Below are 24874 nucleotides of genomic sequence, written 5' to 3' on the forward strand. Positions count from 1 at the left end.
TAGGTTGGTCGACCAACCAATTGTTGTTTTGCATATTGAACTCACATTCAGGTTTGATTCCATAGCCTTAGAGCAAGCTTAACATTAACTGTGATTGATTGGCTTACTCCTTCACGATAGAGTAGTTTTAGCCACTTCAAATAAGGGAGTTCGTGTGAGCTTTCAAGATTTTCTTGAGGACTACTGGGGGGCAGGATTACGGCCACAGCATTACGATGATTGGAGCAAGAAAAAACTAGGTTGCTTTCTGGAAATTCTCACAGACAATTATCTCTTTCATCAGGGAGGGCCAGCATTGGATCATCTTGAAAGCCTCAAAGAGATCTACCCACTGCTTGCCCATGGAGTTGGCTTAAATATTGGGAGTGTAGAGCCCTTCGATGATGCCTATCTAAAGCGTTTAAAGGGGTTCTTACAAAGGTTCCAGCCGAAGATTATATCGGACCATTGCTGCTTCATTGGGGTTGGGCAGCGTTATGCGTTTGATCTTCTACCGCTTCCTAGGAATCAATCATCCTTAGCAATTATGAAAAAGAAATTAGACTATCTACAAGACTATTTGGATAGACGCTTCTCTATAGAAAATGTCTCCCGTTATATTAGTTACGAATCTGATGAAATGGGTGAAATAGAGTTTCTCGTAGAGGTCAGCCGATCAACTGGTTGTGGGATACTTCTTGATGTCAATAACCTCTATGTATCGTCACGGAATGAGGGATTTTCATGGCAGGACGAACTGAAGCAACTTGAGCCCTCCATGGTTACCCAATATCATATCGCAGGGCATCAAGACTTCACGGACTATCTGTTTGACTCCCACGATCAGATCATCAAAACTGATGTTTGGCAGGTTTTGAAGGAAGCTTGGAGAGCTGTTGGTAGTCATCCGGTTATCCTTGAGAGAGATGATGATGCACCTTGGTCAGAGCTTGCTGAAAATTGGAGGCCATATGTTCAGCTTGGATGATAGCCTAAAGCAACTGAAGAGGCAGCAAGAAGCTCTTGTGGCTGCAATTCAGTCAGATCCCAGTGAGCCAAACCACGTGATAGAGCAAGGCCTGAAAGATGCTGGGATCTCGCTGACCTCACAGCCTCATCGACTCGATATTTATCGCAGTGACTACTACGCAAGGCTTGTAAGCGTCGCCAAGGAAGGAATACTTGCTCCCTTGGTGAGGGTTGTGGAAGGTGATGAGCTGTGGCTTTTGCTGCGGGATTACTTGATTCAGTACCCTTGCGAAAATTCCCAGCTGGACTATGTATATGACAACTTCCCTAACTATATAAGAAGTTTAGGAGAAAATTCTGGTTTAAGTCAACTCGCTGACTGGGTTTCGGTCACCATTCGCTACTGGCACCTCACATGGGCACTCAATGGTCATGACACAAGGCCTCTGTACAGGAATCAGGAAGACTTGGATCATGTCTTCCTGCGGTCAGGTTGCGCGCTCCTTGAGGCCGGCCATCCCTTGCCATGGGCAAAGCTATTCGGAGTTAGTGATCAAGAAACTTGCCTCGGGTTAGCATTTGCTAGAGTTAAGGATCAACCAGGGGTTTTGCCTCTGTCTATTGAATTTAATGACTTCGCCGAATCTCTTTTGCAGCGTGCCTCAGTGCAAGTAGCCCTAGAGACTTTGGAAGATCAGAAATGTTCCGCCGATGAAGTGACCAGAGTTCTCTCGGCGATGGTTAGCCACAATCTAATTGTGGAGTCGCCATGAAGAATCTTGTCGCGCGAACAGTTCGTGCTTACTTAGGTCATCGCTGTTTGGCTGACTCTACCGAGACGGTTAAACTAGGGGGACAAGTCTATTTTCCTCCAGGTGATGTTGCCATGAGGTTTTTTACAGAAAAACATCAGGAGCATCTCTGCATATGGAAAGGAATGTCACACTACTTTGATGTTGTCATAGACGGCGAGTCTTACCCTGAGCTGGCTTGGAAGTACATAGAAACGAAACACGAAGCGAAGCAGATCCAAGACTTAATCTGTTTCTCTAGCAAGGTTAAAGTTCGAGCTGGATGGCGATGGCTGGGACGTTCCAAACTCTCCCGGCGTTGATGCGGAATCTATTGCCTAGTCAAGTTGAATTCTCGGCTAGGTGACAAAGTTAACAACGCCGAGGCTTCAACTTGACTAGGCACTAGTCTTGATTAAGGCTTATTGCTCTGAGTTGCTCGCAAATCTTATCATCTTTCAAACAAGCAAAGATATGTATATGTTCAGCGGGGGCACTCTTGGCCCTTAAGGTTGCTATCCTCTGGTCTAGGAACACGTTTCGATTAGTGCTCGGTAGGTTGACGACTTGCTCGATAGTTGCTCGGAACGAGGGGTCATCTCTCGTCATTTGAACCAATCTAATAAAGTCTGGGTTTTGACCAGGATTGCTTTGGTCTGAAGTAAATAGTCTTTTAATAAACTGAAGCATAGGTACCTACTAGGCGCGTAAATACGAAATATCGGCAGTCCTAGGCTGGAGCTTGAAGCTGAATCAAAAGTCTAATATTTTCAGTAATATGAAGCTGGATGCTTGCGACGTCTAACTTCTGAGGAAGCAGTATATCACGAGCAGACACAGACAGACTAATGCAGTCAAAACATGGTTTGCTGATTAAGTCTAGATTTAAATAGGGGGCATATATAAAAAAACCAGCACCTTAATGCTGGTTTAGTATGCTTACCAACGGTTTCCGCCGCCGCGAGGGCCTCCACCTCGGTTGTCACGAGGCTTGTCCTGGGCTTCGTTCACCTTGACTGTTCTGCCATCAAGGCTCTGACCATCCATCTCAGCAATGGCTTGTGATGCGGCATCAGCTTCTGCGAACGTTACGAAACCGAATCCACGAGATCGGCCTGTTTCCCGGTCAGTGATGACTTTTGCATCCACGACTTCACCGAATCTCTCGAATGCCTCACGTAGACCTTCGTTATCAGTGTTCCAACTAATTCCACCAACGAAAACTTTCTTACTCATAAAAAAACTCTTAACTTAGCGCACCATGATGATGCTCGATAACCTCTGCACAAACGGGGAAATCCACTGTTTGCGCCCCAAATGGGTTTTTCTATAATATAGAGACCCTAAAGGACCGTTACATGATATAACGTTTGAGAGCAACTAAAAAGCATTCCTTGAGCGGTAGCCTGGTTTCAATGACATGGTTATTGGCCTTCCAAGGGCCCCAGAGGGTACTTCTAAGCTAAGGAAACCCCTCCCTAATTAGCGAGTCTTTTGTTTGAATTTAAAATCGATGTAGGAAAAATTTTTTTTGCGATTACGGCTTCTTTTTGTCATCGAGGCTGGGTAGTTATGCCGGGCTTCTGAGTGCGACTGCTTCACCCCGGATCGTTTCACTTCTTCTAGTCGCCTATTTTCCTATTTAAAATTCGACCGCTAAGGCTTACCATCTAAGTCAATACGACAACTAGGTTGATAGGTGACGAGATGGTGGTTCGCACGTTAGTCCGCTATGGGATTGGTCTTATCGTCTCTATTCCAAGTTCTGCCACCAATGCTAAGCCACCAGAGGAGTCTGCCCCTCGTCTTGAGGAACCAGAATTTATTGAGCAACTCGATCCTGAAAGGCTCCATGTTTTGGGCAGCCGGATCAAAAGAATTGACCAAGAGCAGAGCTCCCCTTTGATGGTGCTGGATCGGGATATGTTGGAGTCATCAGGGGTGATCAGTTTGGGAGAAATATTCCGAAAATCGGCACTACTTAGCCCACGCGGAAATTTTAGTGGGGACTCCACGAGGATTGCTGCCGGAGCATCACGGTTGGACATCCTAGGTCTAGGTGCATCGCGAACCCTGGTTCTTTTGAATGGTAAACGGCTCCCTCAAGTTCCCGGAGAGGAAAGTGTGAACGTGGATAACATACCTCTTGCCTTAGTGGAGAGAGTGGAAATTCTCTCTGGAGGAGCTTCCGCAGTCTACGGTGCCGATGCGATAGCTGGAGTTGTAAACGTAGTCTTAAAAAAAGACTTCACGGGAACCGAAGTGACAGGATTTCTCAGCCAAACGGAAGATGGCGGGGGTGATGAATTGGAGTTGGCATTAAGTCAGGGTCTAGCGTGGGGAGGATCGTCTCGGTTGGTGCTCAGTCTGGGAATTCGGCGACGTAGCTCTATATCAAAGCGTGATCGAGACCTAGCGTTTGCAGACGATAGCCGGCAATACACCGTTTACAACCCACCTCCGGGCACTTGGAGCTATCAGCCTGTAATTGATGGTTCCGAAGGGCTTGAGTATGGCAATTGGCAAACAAGTGCGAACTGCCCGAACTCTAATCGAGTAGCCACAGTTCCATCGCAACCAAACGATGTTTACTGTGCTGGCCTGAGGCGCGACATTGATATCGAATTGATCCCAGAAAAAGACGAAAAGTTCCTGACAGCTCAGTTCGAAACAAGTGTAAGCGACTCACTAAGCCTTCGAGCATGGGCGAGCTATCACGACTCTCAAAACCAAACTGAGCAGGGTCAATTCATGGTGATTTCAGAAGATCCGATTTACGCTCTTCCTGTGCTAGTTAGTCGAGAGCGGGCACTGGAGCAGAGTATTATAACAGCGGATCAGCCAGGGGATTACTTCTATATTTATGCCCCTCTGACAGAAGAACCGGAGCGGAGTTACACAAATCGTAGTCAACGAGCATCATTAGCAGTGACCTTGGAGGGGTTCTACGATGATTGGGAGTTTAACACGACGATTGGATATCAACGATTCGATGGTAGTCGCGAGGGAAAGAATATCTTTGCAAACGAGACCATTGCCAACCTGTTTTATAATGAAAGTAATAGCTTAGGTCAGGATCCGCTCTACAACCCATTGGATCCAAACCGTGATTCTGTTGCTTTTTTAGCTGCCTTTCGGGATCTGGAAAGCTCCATGGAGAGTAGCGCAAGCACCTGGGATTTCTTTGCCCATTCCCTGTTTCAAAGTCCTTGGGGGCAGCCTTTATCTGTCGGGGCGGGTGCTTTCTTCGGGATAGAGGGTTTTAGGCAAACTCCAGATGACAATGACAAAGAGTTCAACACTCTGGATCAACCGCTTTATACTGGGACATTTACTGAAGAAGGCGAGGGAGATCGAGAAAATCAAGCAGTCTTCGCTGAACTCCTTTGGGGGGCTAGTCAATCCATTGAGGTGGATAGCTCATTCCGCTGGGATCGATATTCTGACATCGGTTCGACATTCAACTATGGAATGGGATCAAAGTGGAGTGTGTTGCCTTTCTTGGGGATCAGGGCGCGCTATGGAACAAGTTTTAGAGCCCCTCCATTACCCTTTATCCATCAAAAGGGAGTTGGTCAGTTTATTACCATTAACGACGATTACTGGTGCCAGGTGGAGCAGCAAAACAATCGCTTTTGCGATCCGGAAGCCCCAAGCAAGACTTTGAAAGTGAATATTCCTCGAAATAAAAATCTAAAACCAGAAACAGGTAGAAACTATATTGCTGGTCTACTTGTTGAACCAACCAAGAGTATCGCTTTACTTGTCGATTACTACCTTTTGAGACTTCAAGATACCTACCAGCAAGATAGCGTACAAAGTATCGTCAACCGTTGGTATGAAGAGAATCCAGGCAGCACCGATGGTGGTGTCATCGATGAAAATGAAATCCTTGTTGATGAAAATGGCGTTATTTCGTCGATCAGCTTGCCCTATCGAAACCTGGGGGAACGTCGTGTTCAAGCTATTGCCGGACGCTTGACTTTTGAAGAACGGTGGGGGCCTTGGGGCATCCGATGGCTCTCAGACTACTTTAGAACCTTAAGTCATAAAATCCGGGAATCTGATGATGGGGACCTCAGAGAGCAAGTGGGCTACTATGATTTTCCAGCTTGGCGAATGAATCATAGATTTACTGGTAATTGGGGCAGACATTCCTTATATCTAGGCGTTCAGGTGATTGCGGCTCAGTCGCAAGACCCTTTATTGGCAAGTGATACATCCCTTGGCACAAGTGTCGGTGACTACAAGGAGTATGATGTTTCCTACCGGCTTGAGTTTCCAGATAGTGGTCACCTTCAGATTGGTGTCAATAACCTCCTCAACACCATAGGAGGCACCAATACTGCCTTTAGTAGTATCGGTGAAGAAGATACCATCTCGACGAGTCTCTACTCTTATGCGGGAAGAAGCGTTTTCTTAAGGTTAACCCAACGTTTTTAATAAGTGCAAGAGTTGGGGCCATCGATCAGGTATGAAATTCTCACGATACCGCTTTGCTGCTTTTGTAGGGCAGGGAAAGTCCAATGACTCACGGTTGCTAGTCCAGCCTCGTCATAGAGACCTGGGGGAAATGCATTGATGATTTTAGGTTGATCAACACGGCCATCGTTGTTGATGGTGAAGCTTACATCAACGAAGCCACTCAATTGATCCTGGACTTCTCCATCGTGAAAGTTGGTCTGCCAATTGAGTGGTCGAATGCTTTCCAATGGTGCAGTTGGACTAGCGCTGCCATGATAGATCGGGCTTTGGCGATTGAACATGAATGCAGTCACTTGATTGTGGTGATTGTAGATAAAGCCTGCCCGTGCTTGTCTGATGGGCATGTCGCTCTGTGGGAATTGCCATTTTTTCAGCGCCGCCTGACTTTGTGTCTGGAGGGTGTCACTTGACCATGCAACAGGAGAAATATTAAAAGGGAGCCCATCTGGACTAATGTTGAAGTCGAAGACATGATAGACGCAGCTGCGATCCGTGCGAACTTGAAAATTTGATTCAAAATCAGGCCATGAAAAATTGACAGAATAGACTCGTTTTGGGGTCAGGTGAGTATCAATTGCATAGTAGTAGAAGTTCTTCTTATGCATGCAAGACGAAAACAGCATGGGCATCAGGGCAAGCCAAATAGTGCGCATTGAGGGCTCCGCTAAGATCTAAGTTTTGTCCTTAGACACGGAGCCGATGCAGATATTGCAAGCGGCTTTAAATTAGGGAGAAGAGCCCGCGTCTCATGGGCTCAAGATATAGTGCTGGCCGTTTTGATCCACCCCGTGAAATAGCTCGTACCCGGGCTCCCATGTAAAGCAAAGGTCTTCACCGTTTCCAAGAGTAACCCCCACTTTGGAGTCCGTCGTGTTGAGAAGCTCCAAAGCCGTCTGATAATCTTCCATGCTGACTTTTACCACTAGAATCTCGGTGACCTGCTCGGCTTCCACAAATTGGCTAATAGTTGGATGGCTTAGAGCCTGGGTCATATCTGCGCTGACATAGTAATTTTGGAACTTCGCGAATACGGTATCTGATCCGCTACCAGAGGCTGATAGCGGCAATATGGCAACTAGTAGCGAAAATAAAAAAGGTTTGAACACACGACCTCCAACTAAAACGATTCAAGTGCCGGCACTTGCTATTGAACCTGGAAATAGTTTTGTCAATATAAATTGGGAATAAATTTTCTTATCCTACCCTATTTATATGGCTCGAACCAGTGTGATGAGAGCTAGCTGCAAGAATTATTGTCTTGATTCAAAGGATAGGCGATGCAAGGTTGAATGCGGCAAGTATATCGAAATGAAGTCCCAAAAAAGATGTTGTATAAACCCAGAATCCTTGGAGATTTATGTTGCAGCCATTATCAGAACTGTTGGACCAAAAGCTTTGGTCAATCCCTGTCTCTGACTATCTCATATCAGCAAGCCTTTTTCTCTCGATTGTAATTCTAGCGCCGATGATCATACGTGCTCTGCTGAATCTGCTGCAGAAGATTGTTCCGGACGAGAGCTTTAAAGATCTCATTCGCAATCGCTCGATTCGATTTTATCGCTGGTTCTACTTTGTGCTCGCAGCAATGCTAGCTACCAATAGCTTTCCATTGCCAGAGCGGGTGCAATTTGTCATTAACTTGGTGTCGACCTCGTTGATATTGATACAGATACTGATTATTAGCTCGAAACTTATACGGTTTTCTGTGTCCAAAAGTTCTCTTGGGCGTGATAGCGATGGCCACATGACAGCTATCAACCAAAACCTTGCATCTATTATGGTCATTTTCGTCTGGGCCCTGGCGTTTCTGATTCTTTTTGACAATTTTGGGTTTAATGTTGCGACTCTCATCGCTGGTTTAGGGGTTGGTGGTATTGCCATTGGTCTCGCTCTGCAAACTGTTTTAGGAGATGTTTTCGCCTCATTTGCAATCGGTTTGGACAAGCCTTTCGAAATCGGAGACTTCGTTATCCTGGGTGACTTTCTTGGGACAGTAGAACGGGTTGGGCTCAAGACGACTCGCATCAGAAGTTTAGGGGGAGAGCTTCTGATCTTTTCAAATAGCGACCTTATCAACTCCAGGATTCGAAATTACAAGAAGATGCGAGAGCGTCGCATCGTATTTAAGTTTGGAGTCACCTATGACACCGATCAATCTCAACTTGAAGATATTCCATCCACTGTGAAGTCGATCATTGATGAAGTTGAGGGGACTCGTTTCGATCGAGCGCACTTTCAACAGTTTGGCGACTTTTCGTTGGATTTTGAAGTGGTCTATTATGTCTTGAATCCCGACTATAACACTTATATGGATACTCAGCAGAAAATCAATTTCGAACTGAGACGACGCTTCATTGATGCTGGTATAAGTTTTGCTTTCCCGACTCGAACCATAGATTTTCCTGCTTGGGAAAAGTCGCTTAACGCCCCGGATAGAAACCCATCTGAGATGCAAGATAGGACATAACTTTGGTGGTCAGATAAGCGCAAAGAATACTGAATGCCAAAATGCTAATGAGGAGAGCAGCGAGAAAAATAATATCGCCTGTTCCTCTAGTATGATCCTCCTTGGCACGACGCCAAAGCTCAATATTTTTGGTGTTTGCTTTCCAGAATATATCTCCTAAGTCACCTATAATGGGTATGGTGCCAAGGGCGGTATCGAACATGACATTTAAGATCATCCTAGTGAGAGTCGATCGAGGAACTCCTCGTTGATAAGCCCTAACAATAATGTAAGTCGAAAGAAAGCCGCTGGATAAGTCCCCGATTCCAGGTACAAGGCCCAAAACTGAGTCGAGTCCAAAGTATATTTGAGTGCCGGGAACTCTCACGCTAGCGTCTAGGATGCGGGCAAGGCTGCGAGCTTCAGATTCAGGCATATCGAGTTCCTTCTGCATATTACTGTTTATGATCAATGTTGTTCTGCTGGAATATACTGTCTGATAGTTTGCTGCCATGCATCACCATGGAGGATGGTGAGCATTTCACGATTGACTCTCTCCCGTAGCTCATCGCCTGCTCTTACGGCAAACGCATACTGTTGTTTTAGTTCCTCACTAGGAATGATTGTCATGTCTTGAGTTAGGTTGAGTTTTTCTAAATAGAATCGCAAGATGGGCTCGTCATAGAGCATGGCCTTGACATCTTGGGTTTGGATGGCCTGTAGACCTTGAGTGACGCTATCAACATAAACGAGTTTGGTATTGCCAGCTTTTTTCAGAAGAATTTCGCTTGTTGAGTCGGAAATGGTAGCCACCTTATGTTGCTTGAGGTCGTCAAGCTTAGCAATTTGATTTGAAAGTGTGTCAATCGTCAAGCTGGCGGCAATAGTTGCTGTAAAGCCGCTGATGATGATGATGCTGGCAAACATCCAGACCATGGCGACGAGTCGGCCGCCAAATGTTATAGGTGTGCGATCGCCATAACCGACTGTTGTCATCGTTACAGCCGACCACCAGAGAGCATTACCTAAGCCTTTTACCACCCCTCCACCGAATTGCTCGGTATTGTGCTTTCTTTCAAAGAGCCATAGGCCTGCACCGGCGAGCAACAAAACTGAGAGTAAGGCTAAGACTGCTCCCAAGAATTCAAGCGATAGCACGCTATAGAAAAGACTCAAGATGATTGACTGATCAGATTTATCGATTGCAATAGCATATCCAGAGCTATAGATGGGATGAGTGAAATCAATACGGCTTTCCCTTTTCTCAGTCATAGTAAGGGCGGCGACGGCGATATCGATATTCTGGTTTTCTAGATCTGATACCAGTTCTTCTAAGGTTTTTTCTCTAATTTCGTATTCCAGATCGAGGTTTCTTGCGATTTTTTTCCAAAGGTCGATACTTAGCCCCGACCAATTGCCATTCTCATTTTTAACAACAAACGGTGGGGATACTTTTGTCCCAACAACGAGCACCGGCTTGTTTTCTCCAGCCGCATGAGTACTTAGGCATGTCGTTAGTAGAAAGAAGGCTAGAATCAGATGAATCATGGTTATTCCCTAGTATCATTGAACTTGGTACAGGCCGCACCCAGAACTTTAACACGGCTTGCAAAAATTCTGTATCGTCCATGTATTCGGAATAGGTTGTGCCCGTGCTGTAGCAACCCATTGTTTCATGTCAAATTGTTGGATTTGAATGTGAGCTGTGGTTAGAGAACTATCAGATAAGCAGTCTCATTGGATAATAGGTTTGGGCTTCTAGGAGTTTCCCTTGAGCTAGAGCGGAAGCACCAAGGTAATTTAGTAGTTTGGGTTTTGGGCATATATCTCCGACCAAAGAGACAAATTCAAAAGTAGTGCAGTTCGCCAAGGATCTTGCATAGAATGAGCATGATTTCAAGATCATCATCGACGACTAGGCAATGCTTCGACGGAAGTGTGTCTCCCAAAAAATTAGTGCTCGCAAGCTAGCCTGACTGGCGCCTTTTCATAGTGACAAAACTATTAAGCTGCCATACTTTTTACATCTTCTATTGCTTGCTTCAAGGTCTCGTAGGAAAACGGTTTTGCTAAGACTTTTAGGTTAAGTGCATCTTTTATCGCACGATCTACCATCTGAGGAATTCCCGTAGAAAAAATACAAACAGCTTTTGGGGAGAGATTTTGCGCTCTGATCTTTTGTAAAAGCTCCCAACCATTCATATCTGGCATCTGATAGTCGATAATAATAATGTCAAAGTCTCTGATTTTTAGAAGGTCAATGGCATCAAGACCACTCCTAGCAGTCTGAACTGCATATATTCCATCATCGACTAGATACTCACTGAGCAGGTCTAAGACGTCGGTGTCGTCATCTACTAGCAAGACCGTGGGCTTACTATCTGAAAGAGTGATCGGAGCTCCCAGGAACTCAGGAAGTTCAATAGTGAATTGGCTACCAATACTCAGTTCACTCTTTACTGTAATCCTGCCATTCATTGCTTCAATCATGGTTTTTACCAGAGGGAGGCCAAGTCCCGCACTCATATGATTTAGCTTTCCATTGTTTTGCTTGAATGCATCGAATATTTTAGTCTGTTCATCGTCAGAGATCCCTATCCCATTATCTTGAACTGTACATTTGAGCATTCTTGGATGGGAGTTGGATAGCGTTGCGGTTACTACTACAAGTCCGTGGTCAGTGAACTTCATAGCATTACTGATTAGGTTTGTAATCAGTTGCTTAAGTCTTAATTGAGGTGCATAGAATATTCCATTGACGTTGATATCCATCCTGAGTGTATTGTGATGATCTGGATATATGGCCGTACATGTCTGATTCAAATCCTGAAAAAACTCTTGGAGGTCAAACGTGCTCGGGGAGAATTGCATTTGACCAGCCTGAGTCTTGGTAAGGTCAAGAAGGTCATTTACCAAGGCAAGCATGTGCTTTCCAGATTGATGAATGGAGTGAAGATCCTTGTGAATATTGCCATATGAACCAGACTTGAGATCCTCGTCAATCAACTCGCTGTAGCCAATGATGGAGTTGATAGGGGTTCGTAGGTCATGACTCATCAATGAGAAAAACCTCACTTTGTCTTCTAGTGTTTCTGAAAGTTTGCGATTCAGTTCATTGAGTTTGCGTTCGTGTTTAGCTCGGGTGGTTTCAAAAGCGTAGAAGAAGATGAGTATAGCAATTGTCGTCGATGCCAAAGAAAGAATAAAGATTGGAACCCAGTTTTCTGGTCGGACGCCGTATAGATGTTGATTGAAATCGTGCGGCCTGGTGAAGTAGAGTACAACGATCGATCCAATTGATCCGATGGTAAAGATAAAGCCTTGTTTCCAGCCTAGAAGCAAAGTTGCGAGAATAGGTATTCCTACAATAGCGACAAGCACAGGGGATTGTAAACCTCGACCTAGATAGCCAAGGCTAAAAATGGTTAAAAGAAGAGTTGTAATTGTAATGTATGATGCCACTGCTGTGGGGATTTTTTTAGTGTAGTTCAGCCCGAACATTGAAAGGAAGATGAGGTCCGCGAGGAAGGTAATAGCTAAAGCATTATGATTTTCCGGGTCAATAGCACTACCAATCAGCAGAACGAAGGCTAGCAAAATTCCAAGACTGGCAGAAACTAGGTTAAATACGCTTGTTCGCAAGTTGGAGTCTATCATTTTTTTCCTCACACGCTTCAGATCTCGTATCGGATTGCAAATGATTTAGATGAAAAATAAAACATAGAGGTTACAGCAAGGTAATGCTGCCATCAAAGGCATATTTTGGTGTAGGTAAGGAATCATTCGAATATTTTTATGAAAAATGGAAAAGGTGGGAGTCAATCAAAAAGGTCCGGCTTAAAACTCCAGTGCTGATCAAGCCAGTCACAAGTCCATTTGCTGTAATTTTTGAATTCCGAGTCATTCAAAATATCTTCGAATTCACTATCCTTGCGAAGTTTATCGAGGCCTCGATTGAGAGCCTTGACAAGCTCGACACTCTTTTGATTCTTCTTGGGAAAAATTCCATGTAGGTGTGATACTTTAAGTGGTCTCTTGTGATGAGTAATCAGCGGTTGCTTCTCCGTTGTGAGGATTGTTTTGACATAGCAGTAGCCAACCTCATGGGCCACTGGAAAAAGATCGACTCTTTTTTCAGATAGTTTCCTCATATTATTTTGGTCGGAAGCGATAAACTCACCTTTGAGCTTTCCACTTCTGACCATGGAAAGTAGCTCTTCTGTATAGGCAAAGGACCTAGTAAGGCCTATGCTATATGGCTTTAAATCCAGTAAACGCTTCCAGTCGAAACGAGTGGCTTTTAGATGAAAGAAAACCTGCTCTTGATCTAAAATTGGATCGGAGAAGTGGAAAATCTTCTCTCGGTTTGGTGTTCTAGTCCAGCCTAGTGAGCCATCATAAGAGCCGTTCTTGACTTCATGGTAGACCCTAGTCCAGGGCTTAAATTCGATTTGCGCTTGATACCCTTCTTTCTTAAATGCTTGAACGACGATTCTAGAAAAAACCCCATTCTCTTTAAAACTACTTGAGAAGTAGGGGCACCATTCGCCAGTGACAAGGCGAACTTTTTTTGATTGATCAGGCTTGGTGGACGTAGCTTGAAGCTCGGGTGCCGACAAGAAGGCCATAAAAATAATATAATACCTTAACATATCAACCCCATTGGAAAGAGATCTAGCAGAAAATATCTGCAACAATCTATATTGTTTTAGGAAAGCTTGCAATTCATCTGTTTTAGCATCTCGTCCCATAGAGATTCTTTCTCAATGTAATAATTACTAGTCGTTAAAAATAAGGCAGGTGTAGCGGCTCTCTACATCTGATCTCCAGTATTATCAGGTTCAATTACTGGCACCAGTTTTGCTCATCTATTTGATGATAATCCGTAATGATTTAAATTCGTTTTTGAGGCGCATCATGAACAAACTGTCAATTTTAGTTGCTATTCTCGCGCTAAGCTCACTTGGTATTTCTAAGCCTAAAAGTAAGAAAACAATATTTATCGATGGATTGGATACTGCATCCTATTCAACGATTGTAGTCGATCGAGGGCAAGTTAACGATCGAGATTTTTCAACCCTAAAAGTGAACTTCGGTTTTCAATTTATTCGGTACGATGATCTTGCTTATCTTACGATTGGTTTTGGCAAGTCGGGATTCTACGATGCTGTCAAAGATTGGTCTAGCAAAAGGCCGTTTCAATTTAATTACCAGGGTGCAACTGTTGGCTTGGGCTTGTTCCCAAGCTATCTGTTGGATGTAGAGGTGATGCATTGGTTCTATGCTGCTGGAAAATCCACTGAAACCATAACGGGTCGAGAGAACCCCGTAGCAGCCGTCGAAGATTATATTAAGAAATACGATTATGATGTTAAAGACACATCGATCTATATTGGGTATCGGTTTCGCCCTCAAGTGCGCTTTATCATTGGGGCAGGTTTCCGATCACTTTCTTGGGATGCGAAGACTTATCGTCAGGATCAAGAGATTAGCGTCCCTGGCGATGAGGTGACGACGGGATCAGATTCAGACATGTATCTTCTTATAGGTGTTAAAGGGTCCTCCTTAATGGAATAGGTTTGTTCTCTGCATCAAGATCAAGTTCTGGTGCAGAGTGCAGTCGATAAGATTATAAAGCCGCAAAGAACTGCAAGGAAATGCCTATCTAAACGATTCGTTTATCAGTCGGTATTTATACATCGAATTATGATGGATCGTTTCATTAATGTTTGAGATTCAGCAAATCTTTTTCTTAATCTTCTATTATCTACATTGAAATCCCCTATGTAAACGAGTACTAGTTTCGTTAGTAATGACTTTCAAGAGGGAATAGTTATGATCAGATTCTTTGGTCAATTGGTATCGACTGTGGCATTAATTTCAGGGTCTAGCTTGTTTGCTGGTAATTTAGTAAGCAATGGCGACTTTTCTCAAGGTAGCAACCATTGGCAAACCTATGTATTTGAAAGCGAAGCGTCCGCAACTTTTAGTATTGGTGCTTTTTACGATGACGGTCGTGTTACCATAAGCGATGGTGGTTCCGAAGCTTGGCATATCCAGCTTACCCAGAGCGGTATTAGCCTAGAAAAAGGTAAGTCTTACCGTTTACGATTCGATTACACAACGTCGAGCCACAGTTCCGATGGCGATATTGATGTCGCTATTGAGGAAGCAGGAAATGACTACACCCAGTACTTTCCTGCAGTAAACTTGCAGGCAAATCCGGGCCCTGGCCGGTTTGATCGAACGTTTACCATGTCTCATGAAAGTGATGATGATGCAAGAATCGCGTTTAACTTTGGTAACAACGAAACACCATTAAATAGATCAGCGGTCATATGGGTCGACAATGTAACCCTAGAAGAAGTGAACCAGGACCACAAAGCGGTCAAGTCTATCACTTATAAACATTACTTTGATTATGCGGGTGATCCAAAGCCAGAGTGTGAGAGTGCTAATATTGGTCAGACAGTTGTGGAGCGCCAGGGTCATTATTCAACTACGTTTAAAATGTATGTTTGTCTTAGTTACTACGATCCAAGCCTATCACAGCCCATCTATGGTTGGGTTGTTGTTGCTGACTCTACTTCGTTGCGACCCTAATGATTGAACTTTGAGTAAAGATTTGGATCAACTCAAATTTCAACAAGGACGCACCAGTCTTAGCTTGAACGGTGCGTCCTAATCATAGCTCAGACCCACGAAAGCAGTTGATCATCGCTTGGATGCTAGCGATTTTCTTAAACAGCTCATGAATATCTCCTTTTGATTTGCTAGAAACGCTTTGAGAAGCTTTCAGACAGAGCCTATTCTATAGCACATCAAGGAGTTCAAACTCACCATCACAATCATCTTGTGCGGATTCAACAACGGATTTGCTATCAACCACTGACTGAGGGGCATAGTAGTTATACTTGATCATTCCCATACTTGGATAGTAGCAGGAAGCAACTTTCTGACCAGAGCCAGAAACGCCGTCAACATTATAATCTCGCTCAGAAGGGCAAGAGCCTTCTTCGTAGTCATTTAGCATCGTGGTATAGGAGTCGTTGAATTCGAGACATTCGCGACCCACTATAGAAAAGTGTTTAAAACTTGGAGCTTGAGTGACTTTGGGCCCTTCATCGCTCTTAGAGTCTTTCCCACAACCGACAACAAGTACAATTAATGTTAAATTGATGAGTAAACTTAGTAGTATCTTCATTTTGAGTTATCCGTTTAAAATTAGTTGACTTTACTAAGACATCGCAGGTGGGTCTTTATTGCATGTTTGGCTGGTAAATTTATACTAGTAATATCAAACGGGTGTAGAGTTATTCGCAAGTCAGCTCCATTCATCTTGGAGGTCATGAACTCTCATCGATCATAGATCTTCTCCTCAGAAACGCGAAGAGCTTGCTGTGCGATGCCATTTCATCAGATGAGGGTATTTGTGGAAGCGAGTTGGAAAAAAATCATACTTTTTTTCAACCGTCTAATATCATTGAAACGATCGCAGTAGTAGATTTTATAATCTTATGGTATACTGAGGCGAAATCTGCACCCATTGGGATCGAGGAAAAGCCTCGTTTCCCGAAAAGTGGTTGCGTGTTTAAGAAAAAAGAGAGTTTATGAGTAACAAAGTTTTTGTTGGTGGATTGAGTTGGAATACTGGTGACGAAGAGCTTCGTGAAGCTTTTGGTCAATTTGGTGATGTGTCTGATGCCAAAGTAATCACAGACCGTGAAACTGGACGGTCACGTGGCTTTGGATTTGTCACTTTCGGTGACAACGAGTCTGTTCAAAAAGCGATTTCTGAAATGGACGGTCGTGAGCTAGACGGTCGCACCATTAAGGTCAACGAAGCGGAAGATAAGCCCCGTGGTGGTGGTAATCACGGTGGCGGACGCCGCTGGTAGACATGCCGCAGAGCCTGCTTTTGCAGGCTCTTCTTCCAAGCATCTTCATCGATATCCTTTCCTGGTTTCTCCAGCATTAGTTTCCTTATTTTTAAAATGCCAATTAGTAGCTCCACACTCGCGGATCTACCCCGATGTAGTCTTGCCCGCATAAGGTCCAGTTTTCAAGTGAGTCTGTTCTAGATCGATGCAATAACATACGAGTTTCTGAGTCATTTCTCACTACTGATGAGATTCCAATTTCTTGATTAAGGACGACAATATGAACCGGATAATGATTCTCGCACCTATAGTGCTGTTGGCTTTCTCATGCGGGGGTAAGTCTTCTTCTGGTAACTCTCCTGGCAATCCACCTCCAACTCCAGATTCATTGTGCGCTGGGCGAACGGCAGGCGAGAAGTGGAACCAAGCAGTCGATTCGGGTGTCGCGACCTATACCTGTGATGAGAATTTGCAGGGAATCAGAATCTCGCTAAGCTGCAATACAGGCTTTACTTTAGAGGGTGATCGTTGCGTGGAAGCACCGAAAACTTGCGATGGAAAGTCTGTAGGTGAGCAGTGGCAAGAACCTATCGACAATGGCACCGGGGCCTTCACTTGCAACGCTAGTCAACAAGAAGAGCTTGTATCAGTAGTGAGCTGCGAACCAGGATACGAAGTGGTTGGTCTACAGTGCACTGAATCTCTTGTTAAAAAAAATTGCGGTAGCCATGAAGATGGAAGCACATGGACACAAAAAATTCCCAATGGAACGGGGCATTTCAAATGTGATAAAGGCGAAGAAGTTTTTGTAAGCATCGAATCTTGTAACAATGCCTTTGAAGCAGTTGATCAGCAATGTGTAGCTATTCAACCGAAAATTTTGACTTTTTCGAGCGAGTTGTCGAATGTGAAGCCTACTGAAAAAACCAAGGTCACGTGGACAACTCAAAACGTGCAGAGCTGCACCTTAAAGAATACCGATCCCAGGAAGGATTTAGGTTATGTTGATCCTTCTGGGGAACTTGATTTGCCCTACGGCGAGTACCTTCTTAAATGTACTGGAGACTATGGGGAGCCTGTAGTTAAAACCATAACAATAACGAACTCGTACAAAGATCTACCGTACAAAGTGAATTTTTTCACTGCGACACCCGATGGAGTCAACTACACTGGCGCCCAAAAGTACAAGACGACACTCAAGTGGGATATCATCGCAGATGGGGGGTGCCGACTACGCTATGCTGACTCATGGTTAGAGGCTAGCGAAGTAGAGATAGAGTTTACGGTGTACTCATTTCAGGAAGACGAGACTATTGAGCTCCAGTGCAAACATGGTGGCAGCATCTATACGGAAGCCGTTACGATAAATATTGCTTCCTTAAAACGGGTTTCTTTCCAACCAAGGAGCAACAATGACAAGATTACCCTTGCCAATCCTGGGATGATTGTCCAAGTCGGGGCTGTTGGTCAATATCTAGGCTCTTGCCAAACAATTGATCCCGATGGCAATCCCACCGGTAAAGAACTCATTCAGGATCAGCAGGGCAAGTCCCATACAGGATTTTTTCGCCCTCAGAAAAGTGGGACGTACCAGCTTCAATGCCAGGGTTTTGACAATCACTTGTTTACCAAAGATGTTGAAATTTTTATCGAGGAATCGACATTAATCGAAATCGCGGAGTTTTCACTGGAGAAAGACTGGGTCTCTCCCGGAGAACTTAAGAATGTTGAGCTAACTATTGACGTTACAGGAGCCGAAAGTTGCAACTTGCAGAGTAGTAAAAGCCTAAGTCAGCAAGTTGATATGAGCAAGATCGGTCAGTCGATGGAATTCGATCTATCTGAATGGTCGGAAAATGAAGTCGAGATTAACTTACTTTGCCAAGATAAAAACGGAAGTACAAAAACACTTTCACAGCCCTTGATTCTAAATGTCGCACATCTTGCAATCACAGCAAGCAATCAATTTGTTGAGCCAGGTACAGAGGTGAAGCCTTTCATTGCGGCACATCTTCCCGGAGATACCCACTGCGAATTGCGGAATAGCGTTACCGGTTACGAGGGAAGTATTGAGGAGCTGAAAGTCAAATCATTTAGTATCGATCAAGCAGAGACCTTAAAAATCAGATGCCAGAAAGATGGGTTGGCTGTGAGCCATCAAATGGGTATTTGGCTTACATCTGAAGAATATGAGCTATGCAACAGTGAAACCAATGTCTTTGAAGGTAATGCTTCACTGGACTATGAGAAGGTGAGAGCTAGTCTTTCGCAATGCAAAACACTTGCGGGCAATTATACTCTAGGAAATCAAGAACTACTCGATAATCAAATAGAAATTGAACTACCGCATGTAGAAGTGATAAGCGGAGAGCTCTCTATCGGCACATCATTCTTAAAAGCGGCCTCTTTCCCCGCGCTATCACGAGTGGGATCGCTGACATTAAAAAGCAACAATGTTGATGGTAATACTAAACCTACACTCTTCACATTGAATGCCGACAAGCTTGTCGCCTCTCGCAAGATTAGCTTAGAAGGTGCAAATATCGATCAGCTCAAGCTACCGTCGCTATCTAGGTCTAGGATTGAGATACAAAATATCACAAGTACATGTTTGCCCGATTCTCTTTATGACATTAATTTGCCTAGTATGACCTCTGGTAGTCTCACTATCTTAAACAGCTGTGTTGAAAATATTGTACTTGGTGAGGATACTGATAAGAATGACGCTGAAAATACAATTCTGACGATAGACTTGACAGTGAATGAGAATGACTTCTTAGAGACTATTTCGATAAAAAGTTCTGTGTCACATTTAGCATTCTTCTATGCTTACCAGAATGATTTGCTCAAGAAGATTGAACTCGGAGCCACTGAAGTACTCTCTGATATTTTTATTTGGAGCAATCCTAGCTTAGCAGACGTTAGCCTTCGTTCTGTGAACTCCATCAAAGATAGTCTCACAATAAGAAATAATGGTGCTCGGGCTCAGGAACGGGGAGTACTTGATTTAAGTGGGGTTGAGATGTTTAGCGGCATAGAAATTAACCAAAATCAAAGTTTTAAGACGGTAACTTTCAACAATGAGCCTTTCAAGAATCGTAGATCTAGCATCAAAATTACGTCGAACCACAACCTTACTGGGGTAAACAACTTAGAGCATTTATCAGAAATGGAATATCCCTATCGAAGATTAGATATAATCGTAAAGAAAAATCCAGATCTTTGTTTCGAAGATGAAGACAGCCTGATTATGAAACTAATAAGTATTCCAAGACTCAATAACATCGACATCAGCAGTAACAACTCTCAATGTGCTAATTCAAACAACTGATTGATTCCTGACCAGGCCGGGCCATTTGCCTGGTCAGGATAAGCGAATATTCTTGGATATATCGTCTCGTTCGGTGGTGTATTTGTGCGGCCCTGCCACTTGTCGGGGGCGAGTTTCGTAAGATCATCCACTATTGTGTGAGCAGAGCCTTTTGCTATGGCGGCTGTTTGTGTTTATGCAGTAAATCTTTTTCTTGACAGCTTTTAGCTTGGAGGGTAGAGATTGCTGTGAGAGGCAACAAATTGCAGATCTCATCTGCATAATACCAAAATCGCCAGCCGACTAGCCTTGTTCATACACGAAAGTTTTTACACCCTCATTTGTTTCCCTCGATACTGTTCCCTTTTTGTTCCCTCAGCCCAGAAAGTGAATAGGAACTTTTCTTCCGAGTAAACGATTACTTACTAGGCAGCGTCTATAACCTTCAGCTTCAACCCGGCTTTTTTTATTTGTTCTTCTATTATTAGCTTCGCGAAGCTCTCAGGATGATACCCCAAAATTTTCGCATACTCGACAGCCTTTTCAGGGCTGGGAAGCCTTCTTCCCTTCTCAATATCGCACACTTTTTGTCGAGAAAGGCCTAGTAGCTTACCATATTCTTCTTGCGTCCACTCTTCCCCTTCTCGGATCGAGCGAAACAGGTCTGCAAAGGTTAATGGACCGCCTGTTAATTTTTCCAGGAACTTCATCGCTTTTGATTTTTTCTTTTTAGTAGTCATGGTTATGCACCTCTATCACAACTATGTTGTCAACGATTTGGTATATAGCCCTCCAAGACTTAGCAGTCTAATCGATCTTTGACCTTTTCTTTTGCCCTTTAACGGCTCATCATGAAATCCTGGAATTTTCCTAACTTCCTCGATTCCATAATCTTGTACCTGACTTACCCAATACATCAACTTAGACTGGACGTAGTTCGGTACTTTTCGGAGCTGCTTCTTGGCATTATTTGAAAACTCGACTTCCATGTCTTGTAATTCCTCCTGCAAGGAATGTACCCTTAATATGGGTACAAGGCAATCACAAACTCGAGTTTTGCGGGTAGGATGTTCCCTTTTTGTTCCTTAGCTGAGAAAGACTCTAGTGATTTTAGGTTGTTAGTGGTGGAGGCGGCTGCAATCGAACCTGGAAAAAGAAATACCAAACAAGCCAAGGCTTTGTAAACCTTAAGTTTTTAGAGGTCAGATTGGTTGGAAGAGGTTCAGCTCTGGCAGCTTACGTATATATACCGAATGGGTTGGGAAAAATTTTTCTGAGAATTTCGGGTGAGGTTTCGTTTGAACCTATTATTTTTGAAAAAGCTTGCTTAGCTATTACTCTCGCTCAATCAATCGCTGATCGAAAAAAGTGTTCATTGCCGATTCATAGATGAGTGGCTTCATAAGCTGAAAATTCTTCTGCCGCAAAGTCAATGAAGTTGCGTAGCCGAACTGGCAAAAACTTTTTCTCCACATAAACCAGCGACAAAGCAACTTTATCCGCAGTCCAATCAGGAAGGATTGGTATGAGAGAGCCTCTTTTAACTTCACTTGAGACATGGAATCCGCCTAGGAATCCCATTCCAAGTCCTTCCATCACGAGGGCTTTAACGACGTGAGGGTCATCACACCAAATATGGGAATTGATCTTTTGAGAATGGGTGGACTTCCCTTTCTTAAAAGTTGCTTTTCTGTTCTTAACAGGCTTAAAGCCTATAATGGTATGTTGACTTAACTCCTTGGGGTGGGTTGGTGATCCATGCTTGTCGATATATTCTGGACTGGCGAAGGCCCCTACTTTGGCTTCGGCCAACTTGCGCAACTTGAGAGAAGAGTCGGCAAGCTTTCCAATTCTTATGGCTATGTCAATGTTGTGCGAGACCAAATCTAACCGTTCGTTTGTCAAGATGAGTTCTAACTCGACTTTAGGAAAAGCTGTAGAAAAACGCCTGATCAACGAAGGCAAAACACTTTGGCCGAGATCCACCGTTGAAGTGACTCGCAGCAGTCCTTGTGACTCTGTATTTGACTGGGTGATTTCATTTTTCGCTAGTTCAATGACTTCCATTGCTTGAAAGCATCCCTCATAGAACTTCTGCCCCGCTTCTGTGACGGAAACACGTCTTGTAGTCCGATTGAGGAGAGTCACGCCAAGAGACTCCTCCAGCTGTGAAATGCGAGCACTAACTGTAGAGTTAGGGATATCAAGAGCCTTCGCTGCGCCAGTGAAGCTCTCGGCTTGTACAACTTTCACGAAAATATCTATTGATTTCAGCTGCATATATTATCCAAATATATGTAAAGAGATTTTTAATTATACCCTATAATGTAAAATCAGAAAATACCGTAAAGTCAATTGTGTGTGGGATGAGGAAGCAGCGCATCGCTAAGCATTGAAAGTCTGAAACACTTTAACCGTAAAAGGGTTCAACGATGAAGAAAAAGACAATTATTCCAGCGATCATCATATTGTTCATGATATCGACCAATCTATACGGTTCAACCGACGGAAACTGGGTTTCTTGGGGTGCTAAGAAAACGATGTTTTTGTTCAACGACAAGACTGCCATCGGCATGAACAAGAACATTAACGCGAAGCTCGACAAGTCTAACGGTACTATAAAGTTAAAGATGTCAATTCCTCTAGACAAATTCGACAGTGGTGAACCCGACCGCGATGCTGAAGTTGTTAAGATGTTGAAGGGCGACGTTAGTAAAAACTTGATGTATGAATCTGAGACTTTCTCACCCGAAAAGTTTGAACAGTTACGAAACGGTCAAACAGATCAAATTTCCGGCAAACTAAAAATCGGCAACAAATGGTTCGATGTCGTCTTCGCTGTCAAAATCGCAAACAACAAATTGTCAGGACAGGTCGAAACAAAACTAACTGAATTTGGTATTGAGCCCCCGAGCATGGTGGGCGGAATCATGGTGAGTGTGAAAGACTATATTGCCCTTAAAGTGAACTTGGATTTGTCCACCTTGCCCCATTAACAACTGATTTGGAGGAAGGACAAATGATGAGCGAATCACAGGTTATTTATACGGGTACATTGATCTTACGTTAATTGGAGCGGAATTATGAATCGAACTGTAGAAACAGTGATAAAAGGAAAGAATGAAACTATCGGCCCTCATCAGATCATTCGCTCTCTTCCTGACCGGCAAAGATTAATGATAGGCCATTTTATCCTTCTCGACCAATTGCTGAGGGTAAGGTTCGACACGTCGGATCTAGAACATAACTTGGCGGCCATGGGGGATACCTCACATCCTCATCGAGGTATAGCTACGCTAACCTATCTATACGAAGGAGCGATTCATCACAAAGATAGTTTGGGCAATAGCGAAACTATCGAAGCCGGAGGAGTGCAGTGGATGAACTCTGGGAATGGTATCATTCACGACGAAGCACCTAGTTATGCTCCCAACCAAGGGTCGATTACGATTAACGGCGTTCAGCTGTGGATCAATTTACCAACGAAAGTGAAAGCTGAAAGACCGGAATATCTCGCCCTTCACAAGAAAGCTGTCCCAGAGGCAACCCTTTCCAATGGAAAAGGCAAACTCCGTGTTGTGGTGGGACAATACGAAGATGTCAGATCAAAGGTTCCGACTTATGCTGAAATGTTTTTGTGGGATGTTCGAATTCAACCAGGTGAAACAGTGCATGTCGCGATTCCACCGAATTTGGAGGCCGGAATTGTTATAATGGAAGGACAACTAAAAATAGACAATGCGGTTTTAAGCCAGAACGAAATGGCTGTATTGACCGAAAACGCAGACACGGTTGAATTGACCAACATTTCGGACAGCGAAAGCTGGTACCTTATTTTTGGAGGTGAAACCTACAACGAGCCAGTAGCTTTGGGTGGTCCCTTTGTCATGAATACAAAAGACGAGTTGTATATCGCTAAAAAAGACTATTCTGAGGGGAGATATGGGGTGATCAAATGAAATTTCTACTTATTGCAGCTACTAATCACAAGAATTCAATCAACAAGAAACTATTGTACTTCACTAAAGGAATCGTTAGCGAGTTGATTCCAAACTCTGAGGTTAACACTATCGATCTTGTTGACTACGAACTCCCGCTTTACCGTCAGGACCGCGAACAAGAGAATGGTATTCCGGAAAAGGCAAAACGGTTCTACCAAATGATTGGAGAAGCAGACGCAGTCGTGATTGCATTTGCCGAACATAACGGTTCCTACACGGCGGTTTATAAAAATTTGTTCGACTGGACCTCTCGCTTAAATCAGAAAGTTTATCAGGACAAACCTACAATTCTGATGGCCGCGACCCCTGGGCCGCGTGGAGGAGCAGGGGTCTTAGGAGCAGCAGAGATGGCAGGACCATTCTTCGGAATGGACATCAAAGGCAAGGTGTCAGTGGGAAAATTCAAAGACAACTATGATTTAGTTACCAATGAAATCATCAATAGAGAAATCGTTGATCAGATTCGTTCAACCGTTGTTGCTCTAAAGAAGGAGTTCGAAAATGATTAGCCACAAATCTCTAATTCGCACATCAACTGTTTTATGGGTAATTTGGGGTCTTGTTCATGCTTTTGCTGGAATCATGACGATTACACAGGACATACCAAACGCAATTGCTGGGATAGCAGATGGCGTAGACCCATCTATTCTTCAAATGTCATACCCAGATGCTGTGGGTGGGATTCTCGGACAGCATGGATGGAATCTGCTCTGGTTTGGCGTCGCAACCACGATAGGTGGTGTTTTTATGTGGCGCGGTTCTGTCACGTCCATTTTCGTAACGGCGATGATTGGCGGACTTGCGGATATTGGATATTTTCTTTTTATGGACTTAGGCGGTTTTGTCAATTTTGTTCCTGGTACGGTCATGACCCTTATCTGCGCCAGTGCCATTGTTCTCAGTTTTGTTGCTCACTATAGATTCCGAGATGAGTAGTATTCATAAAAATACTTAGGGATTTAGCGATAAGAGTTTCGACACTCAATTTGCAGCTAAATCGGGGCTTAAGGTCT

General features: G+C 43.8%; 25 protein-coding genes. 13 read left to right on the plus strand and 12 right to left on the minus strand.

All coding sequences use genetic code 11. From position 1 onward, the window contains the following. Positions 1–154 precede the first annotated feature (154 nt). The 3 genes from B9N89_RS18260 to B9N89_RS18270 are packed head-to-tail and all read left to right on the plus strand — an operon-like array spanning position 155 to position 2062. A complete protein-coding gene (locus B9N89_RS18260) occupies positions 155–967 on the plus strand; it encodes an MbnB/TglH/ChrH family RiPP precursor modification enzyme (RefSeq protein WP_159455467.1) in 813 nt (270 codons plus the stop codon). After that, positions 951–1721, plus strand: coding sequence for a putative DNA-binding domain-containing protein (locus B9N89_RS18265; protein ID WP_159455468.1), 771 nt, complete (start codon positions 951–953; stop codon positions 1719–1721). Before B9N89_RS18260 ends, B9N89_RS18265 begins: the two co-directional genes overlap by 17 nt. Continuing rightward, the gene (locus B9N89_RS18270; RefSeq protein ID WP_132321345.1) at positions 1718–2062 is read left to right on the plus strand and encodes a DUF427 domain-containing protein; all 345 of its coding nucleotides are present in this window, start codon (positions 1718–1720) and stop codon (positions 2060–2062) included. The genes B9N89_RS18265 and B9N89_RS18270 overlap by 4 nt, the downstream gene beginning before the upstream one ends. Positions 2063–2144: 82 nt before the next feature. Here the strand turns inward: B9N89_RS18270 and B9N89_RS18275 are convergent, their stop codons facing one another. Together B9N89_RS18275 and B9N89_RS18280 are read right to left on the minus strand one after the other, a co-directional pair. Next, positions 2145–2429 (minus strand): hypothetical protein, encoded by a 285-nt coding sequence (locus tag B9N89_RS18275; RefSeq protein WP_132321343.1) that lies wholly within the window; start codon positions 2427–2429, stop codon positions 2145–2147. A 249-nt stretch (positions 2430–2678) separates the two neighbouring features. Next, positions 2679–2975: an RNA recognition motif domain-containing protein gene (locus B9N89_RS18280; RefSeq protein ID WP_132321341.1), complete on the minus strand. Its 297-nt coding sequence runs from the start codon at positions 2973–2975 to the stop codon at positions 2679–2681. 471 nt (positions 2976–3446) lie between these two features. Here B9N89_RS18280 and B9N89_RS18285 point away from each other — a divergent pair, with 471 nt between their 5' ends. Further along, entirely contained in the window at positions 3447–6182 is a 2736-nt protein-coding gene (locus B9N89_RS18285; protein WP_132321339.1) for a TonB-dependent receptor plug domain-containing protein, read from the plus strand. On the opposite strand, the gene B9N89_RS18290 is transcribed toward B9N89_RS18285, so the two are convergent. Both B9N89_RS18290 and B9N89_RS18295 read right to left on the minus strand, forming a co-directional pair. Then, positions 6179–6877: an energy transducer TonB gene (locus B9N89_RS18290; RefSeq protein WP_132321337.1), complete on the minus strand. Its 699-nt coding sequence runs from the start codon at positions 6875–6877 to the stop codon at positions 6179–6181. The genes B9N89_RS18285 and B9N89_RS18290 overlap by 4 nt on opposite strands. Positions 6878–6970: 93 nt before the next feature. Next, positions 6971–7330, minus strand: a complete 360-nt coding sequence (locus B9N89_RS18295; protein WP_132321335.1) for a hypothetical protein — start codon at positions 7328–7330, stop codon at positions 6971–6973. Between the two features lie 251 nt (positions 7331–7581). Here B9N89_RS18295 and B9N89_RS18300 point away from each other — a divergent pair, with 251 nt between their 5' ends. Continuing rightward, positions 7582–8691: a mechanosensitive ion channel family protein gene (locus tag B9N89_RS18300; RefSeq protein WP_200820742.1), complete on the plus strand. Its 1110-nt coding sequence runs from the start codon at positions 7582–7584 to the stop codon at positions 8689–8691. Here B9N89_RS18300 and B9N89_RS18305 read toward each other — a convergent pair. From B9N89_RS18305 to B9N89_RS18320, 4 genes are all read right to left on the minus strand, one after another. Then, on the minus strand, positions 8645–9184 hold the full coding sequence (locus B9N89_RS18305) for a DUF4112 domain-containing protein (RefSeq protein WP_132321333.1): 540 nt from the start codon (positions 9182–9184) through the stop codon (positions 8645–8647). The genes B9N89_RS18300 and B9N89_RS18305 overlap by 47 nt on opposite strands. Next, positions 9139–10218, minus strand: coding sequence for a transporter substrate-binding domain-containing protein (locus B9N89_RS18310; RefSeq protein WP_132321331.1), 1080 nt, complete (start codon positions 10216–10218; stop codon positions 9139–9141). Before B9N89_RS18310 ends, B9N89_RS18305 begins: the two co-directional genes overlap by 46 nt. A 456-nt stretch (positions 10219–10674) precedes the next feature. After that, positions 10675–12312 (minus strand): ATP-binding response regulator, encoded by a 1638-nt coding sequence (locus tag B9N89_RS18315; protein WP_159455470.1) that lies wholly within the window; start codon positions 12310–12312, stop codon positions 10675–10677. Positions 12313–12488: 176 nt separating this feature from the next. After that, positions 12489–13322 carry a substrate-binding periplasmic protein gene (locus B9N89_RS18320; protein ID WP_159455471.1) on the minus strand — a complete coding sequence of 278 codons (834 nt, stop codon included), beginning with the start codon at positions 13320–13322 and terminating at the stop codon, positions 12489–12491. 265 nt (positions 13323–13587) lie between these two features. On the opposite strand from B9N89_RS18320, the gene B9N89_RS18325 reads away from it, so the two are divergent. Both B9N89_RS18325 and B9N89_RS18330 read left to right on the plus strand, forming a co-directional pair. Next, on the plus strand, positions 13588–14247 hold the full coding sequence (locus B9N89_RS18325) for a hypothetical protein (RefSeq protein ID WP_132321325.1): 660 nt from the start codon (positions 13588–13590) through the stop codon (positions 14245–14247). 258 nt (positions 14248–14505) lie between these two features. Beyond that, the gene (locus tag B9N89_RS18330) at positions 14506–15273 is read left to right on the plus strand and encodes a carbohydrate binding domain-containing protein (RefSeq protein ID WP_132321323.1); all 768 of its coding nucleotides are present in this window, start codon (positions 14506–14508) and stop codon (positions 15271–15273) included. Between the two features lie 208 nt (positions 15274–15481). On the opposite strand, the gene B9N89_RS18335 is transcribed toward B9N89_RS18330, so the two are convergent. Further along, positions 15482–15874: a hypothetical protein gene (locus B9N89_RS18335; RefSeq protein WP_132321321.1), complete on the minus strand. Its 393-nt coding sequence runs from the start codon at positions 15872–15874 to the stop codon at positions 15482–15484. Positions 15875–16280: 406 nt separating this feature from the next. Here B9N89_RS18335 and B9N89_RS18340 point away from each other — a divergent pair, with 406 nt between their 5' ends. Both B9N89_RS18340 and B9N89_RS18345 read left to right on the plus strand, forming a co-directional pair. Then, positions 16281–16568 (plus strand): RNA recognition motif domain-containing protein, encoded by a 288-nt coding sequence (locus B9N89_RS18340; RefSeq protein ID WP_132321319.1) that lies wholly within the window; start codon positions 16281–16283, stop codon positions 16566–16568. 262 nt (positions 16569–16830) lie between these two features. Continuing rightward, on the plus strand, positions 16831–19881 hold the full coding sequence (locus B9N89_RS18345; RefSeq protein WP_132321317.1) for a hypothetical protein: 3051 nt from the start codon (positions 16831–16833) through the stop codon (positions 19879–19881). Positions 19882–20285: 404 nt separating this feature from the next. Here B9N89_RS18345 and B9N89_RS18350 read toward each other — a convergent pair whose 3' ends face one another. From B9N89_RS18350 to B9N89_RS18360, 3 genes are all read right to left on the minus strand, one after another. Continuing rightward, on the minus strand, positions 20286–20600 hold the full coding sequence (locus tag B9N89_RS18350; protein WP_132321315.1) for a helix-turn-helix transcriptional regulator: 315 nt from the start codon (positions 20598–20600) through the stop codon (positions 20286–20288). Between the two features lie 21 nt (positions 20601–20621). Beyond that, on the minus strand, positions 20622–20849 hold the full coding sequence (locus tag B9N89_RS18355) for a hypothetical protein (protein ID WP_200820743.1): 228 nt from the start codon (positions 20847–20849) through the stop codon (positions 20622–20624). Positions 20850–21243: 394 nt separating this feature from the next. Next, entirely contained in the window at positions 21244–22140 is an 897-nt protein-coding gene (locus B9N89_RS18360) for a LysR family transcriptional regulator (protein ID WP_132321313.1), read from the minus strand. 152 nt (positions 22141–22292) lie between these two features. On the opposite strand from B9N89_RS18360, the gene B9N89_RS18365 reads away from it, so the two are divergent. The 4 genes from B9N89_RS18365 (at position 22293) to B9N89_RS18380 (ending at position 24797) form a co-directional block, all read left to right on the plus strand. Then, on the plus strand, positions 22293–22856 hold the full coding sequence (locus tag B9N89_RS18365) for a YceI family protein (RefSeq protein ID WP_132321311.1): 564 nt from the start codon (positions 22293–22295) through the stop codon (positions 22854–22856). 87 nt (positions 22857–22943) lie between these two features. Further along, positions 22944–23819: a pirin family protein gene (locus B9N89_RS18370; RefSeq protein ID WP_132321309.1), complete on the plus strand. Its 876-nt coding sequence runs from the start codon at positions 22944–22946 to the stop codon at positions 23817–23819. After that, positions 23816–24370, plus strand: coding sequence for an NADPH-dependent FMN reductase (locus B9N89_RS18375; RefSeq protein WP_132321307.1), 555 nt, complete (start codon positions 23816–23818; stop codon positions 24368–24370). Before B9N89_RS18370 ends, B9N89_RS18375 begins: the two co-directional genes overlap by 4 nt. After that, positions 24363–24797 (plus strand): hypothetical protein, encoded by a 435-nt coding sequence (locus B9N89_RS18380; RefSeq protein WP_132321305.1) that lies wholly within the window; start codon positions 24363–24365, stop codon positions 24795–24797. Before B9N89_RS18375 ends, B9N89_RS18380 begins: the two co-directional genes overlap by 8 nt. The last annotated feature ends 77 nt before the right edge of the window (positions 24798–24874 follow it).

Origin of the sequence: Pseudobacteriovorax antillogorgiicola (genome assembly GCF_900177345.1) — a bacterium.
Lineage (GTDB): Bacteria > Bdellovibrionota_B > Oligoflexia > Oligoflexales > Oligoflexaceae > Pseudobacteriovorax > Pseudobacteriovorax antillogorgiicola.

Excerpts from the sequence above, each read along its gene's own strand:
- B9N89_RS18265 (WP_159455468.1), top strand. The coding sequence starts at position 951 with ATGTTCAGCTTGGATGATAGCCTAAAGCAACTGAAGAGGCAGCAAGAA.
- B9N89_RS18270 (WP_132321345.1), top strand. The coding sequence starts at position 1,718 with ATGAAGAATCTTGTCGCGCGAACAGTTCGTGCTTACTTAGGTCATCGC.
- B9N89_RS18275 (WP_132321343.1), bottom strand. The coding sequence starts at position 2,429 with ATGCTTCAGTTTATTAAAAGACTATTTACTTCAGACCAAAGCAATCCT.
- B9N89_RS18280 (WP_132321341.1), bottom strand. The coding sequence starts at position 2,975 with ATGAGTAAGAAAGTTTTCGTTGGTGGAATTAGTTGGAACACTGATAAC.
- B9N89_RS18285 (WP_132321339.1), top strand. The coding sequence starts at position 3,447 with ATGGTGGTTCGCACGTTAGTCCGCTATGGGATTGGTCTTATCGTCTCT.
- B9N89_RS18290 (WP_132321337.1), bottom strand. The coding sequence starts at position 6,877 with ATGCGCACTATTTGGCTTGCCCTGATGCCCATGCTGTTTTCGTCTTGC.
- B9N89_RS18300 (WP_200820742.1), top strand. The coding sequence starts at position 7,582 with ATGTTGCAGCCATTATCAGAACTGTTGGACCAAAAGCTTTGGTCAATC.
- B9N89_RS18305 (WP_132321333.1), bottom strand. The coding sequence starts at position 9,184 with ATGGCAGCAAACTATCAGACAGTATATTCCAGCAGAACAACATTGATC.
- B9N89_RS18310 (WP_132321331.1), bottom strand. The coding sequence starts at position 10,218 with ATGATTCATCTGATTCTAGCCTTCTTTCTACTAACGACATGCCTAAGT.
- B9N89_RS18320 (WP_159455471.1), bottom strand. The coding sequence starts at position 13,322 with ATGTTAAGGTATTATATTATTTTTATGGCCTTCTTGTCGGCACCCGAG.
- B9N89_RS18325 (WP_132321325.1), top strand. The coding sequence starts at position 13,588 with ATGAACAAACTGTCAATTTTAGTTGCTATTCTCGCGCTAAGCTCACTT.
- B9N89_RS18330 (WP_132321323.1), top strand. The coding sequence starts at position 14,506 with ATGATCAGATTCTTTGGTCAATTGGTATCGACTGTGGCATTAATTTCA.
- B9N89_RS18335 (WP_132321321.1), bottom strand. The coding sequence starts at position 15,874 with ATGAAGATACTACTAAGTTTACTCATCAATTTAACATTAATTGTACTT.
- B9N89_RS18340 (WP_132321319.1), top strand. The coding sequence starts at position 16,281 with ATGAGTAACAAAGTTTTTGTTGGTGGATTGAGTTGGAATACTGGTGAC.
- B9N89_RS18345 (WP_132321317.1), top strand. The coding sequence starts at position 16,831 with ATGAACCGGATAATGATTCTCGCACCTATAGTGCTGTTGGCTTTCTCA.
- B9N89_RS18350 (WP_132321315.1), bottom strand. The coding sequence starts at position 20,600 with ATGACTACTAAAAAGAAAAAATCAAAAGCGATGAAGTTCCTGGAAAAA.
- B9N89_RS18355 (WP_200820743.1), bottom strand. The coding sequence starts at position 20,849 with ATGGAAGTCGAGTTTTCAAATAATGCCAAGAAGCAGCTCCGAAAAGTA.
- B9N89_RS18360 (WP_132321313.1), bottom strand. The coding sequence starts at position 22,140 with ATGCAGCTGAAATCAATAGATATTTTCGTGAAAGTTGTACAAGCCGAG.
- B9N89_RS18365 (WP_132321311.1), top strand. The coding sequence starts at position 22,293 with ATGAAGAAAAAGACAATTATTCCAGCGATCATCATATTGTTCATGATA.
- B9N89_RS18370 (WP_132321309.1), top strand. The coding sequence starts at position 22,944 with ATGAATCGAACTGTAGAAACAGTGATAAAAGGAAAGAATGAAACTATC.
- B9N89_RS18375 (WP_132321307.1), top strand. The coding sequence starts at position 23,816 with ATGAAATTTCTACTTATTGCAGCTACTAATCACAAGAATTCAATCAAC.
- B9N89_RS18380 (WP_132321305.1), top strand. The coding sequence starts at position 24,363 with ATGATTAGCCACAAATCTCTAATTCGCACATCAACTGTTTTATGGGTA.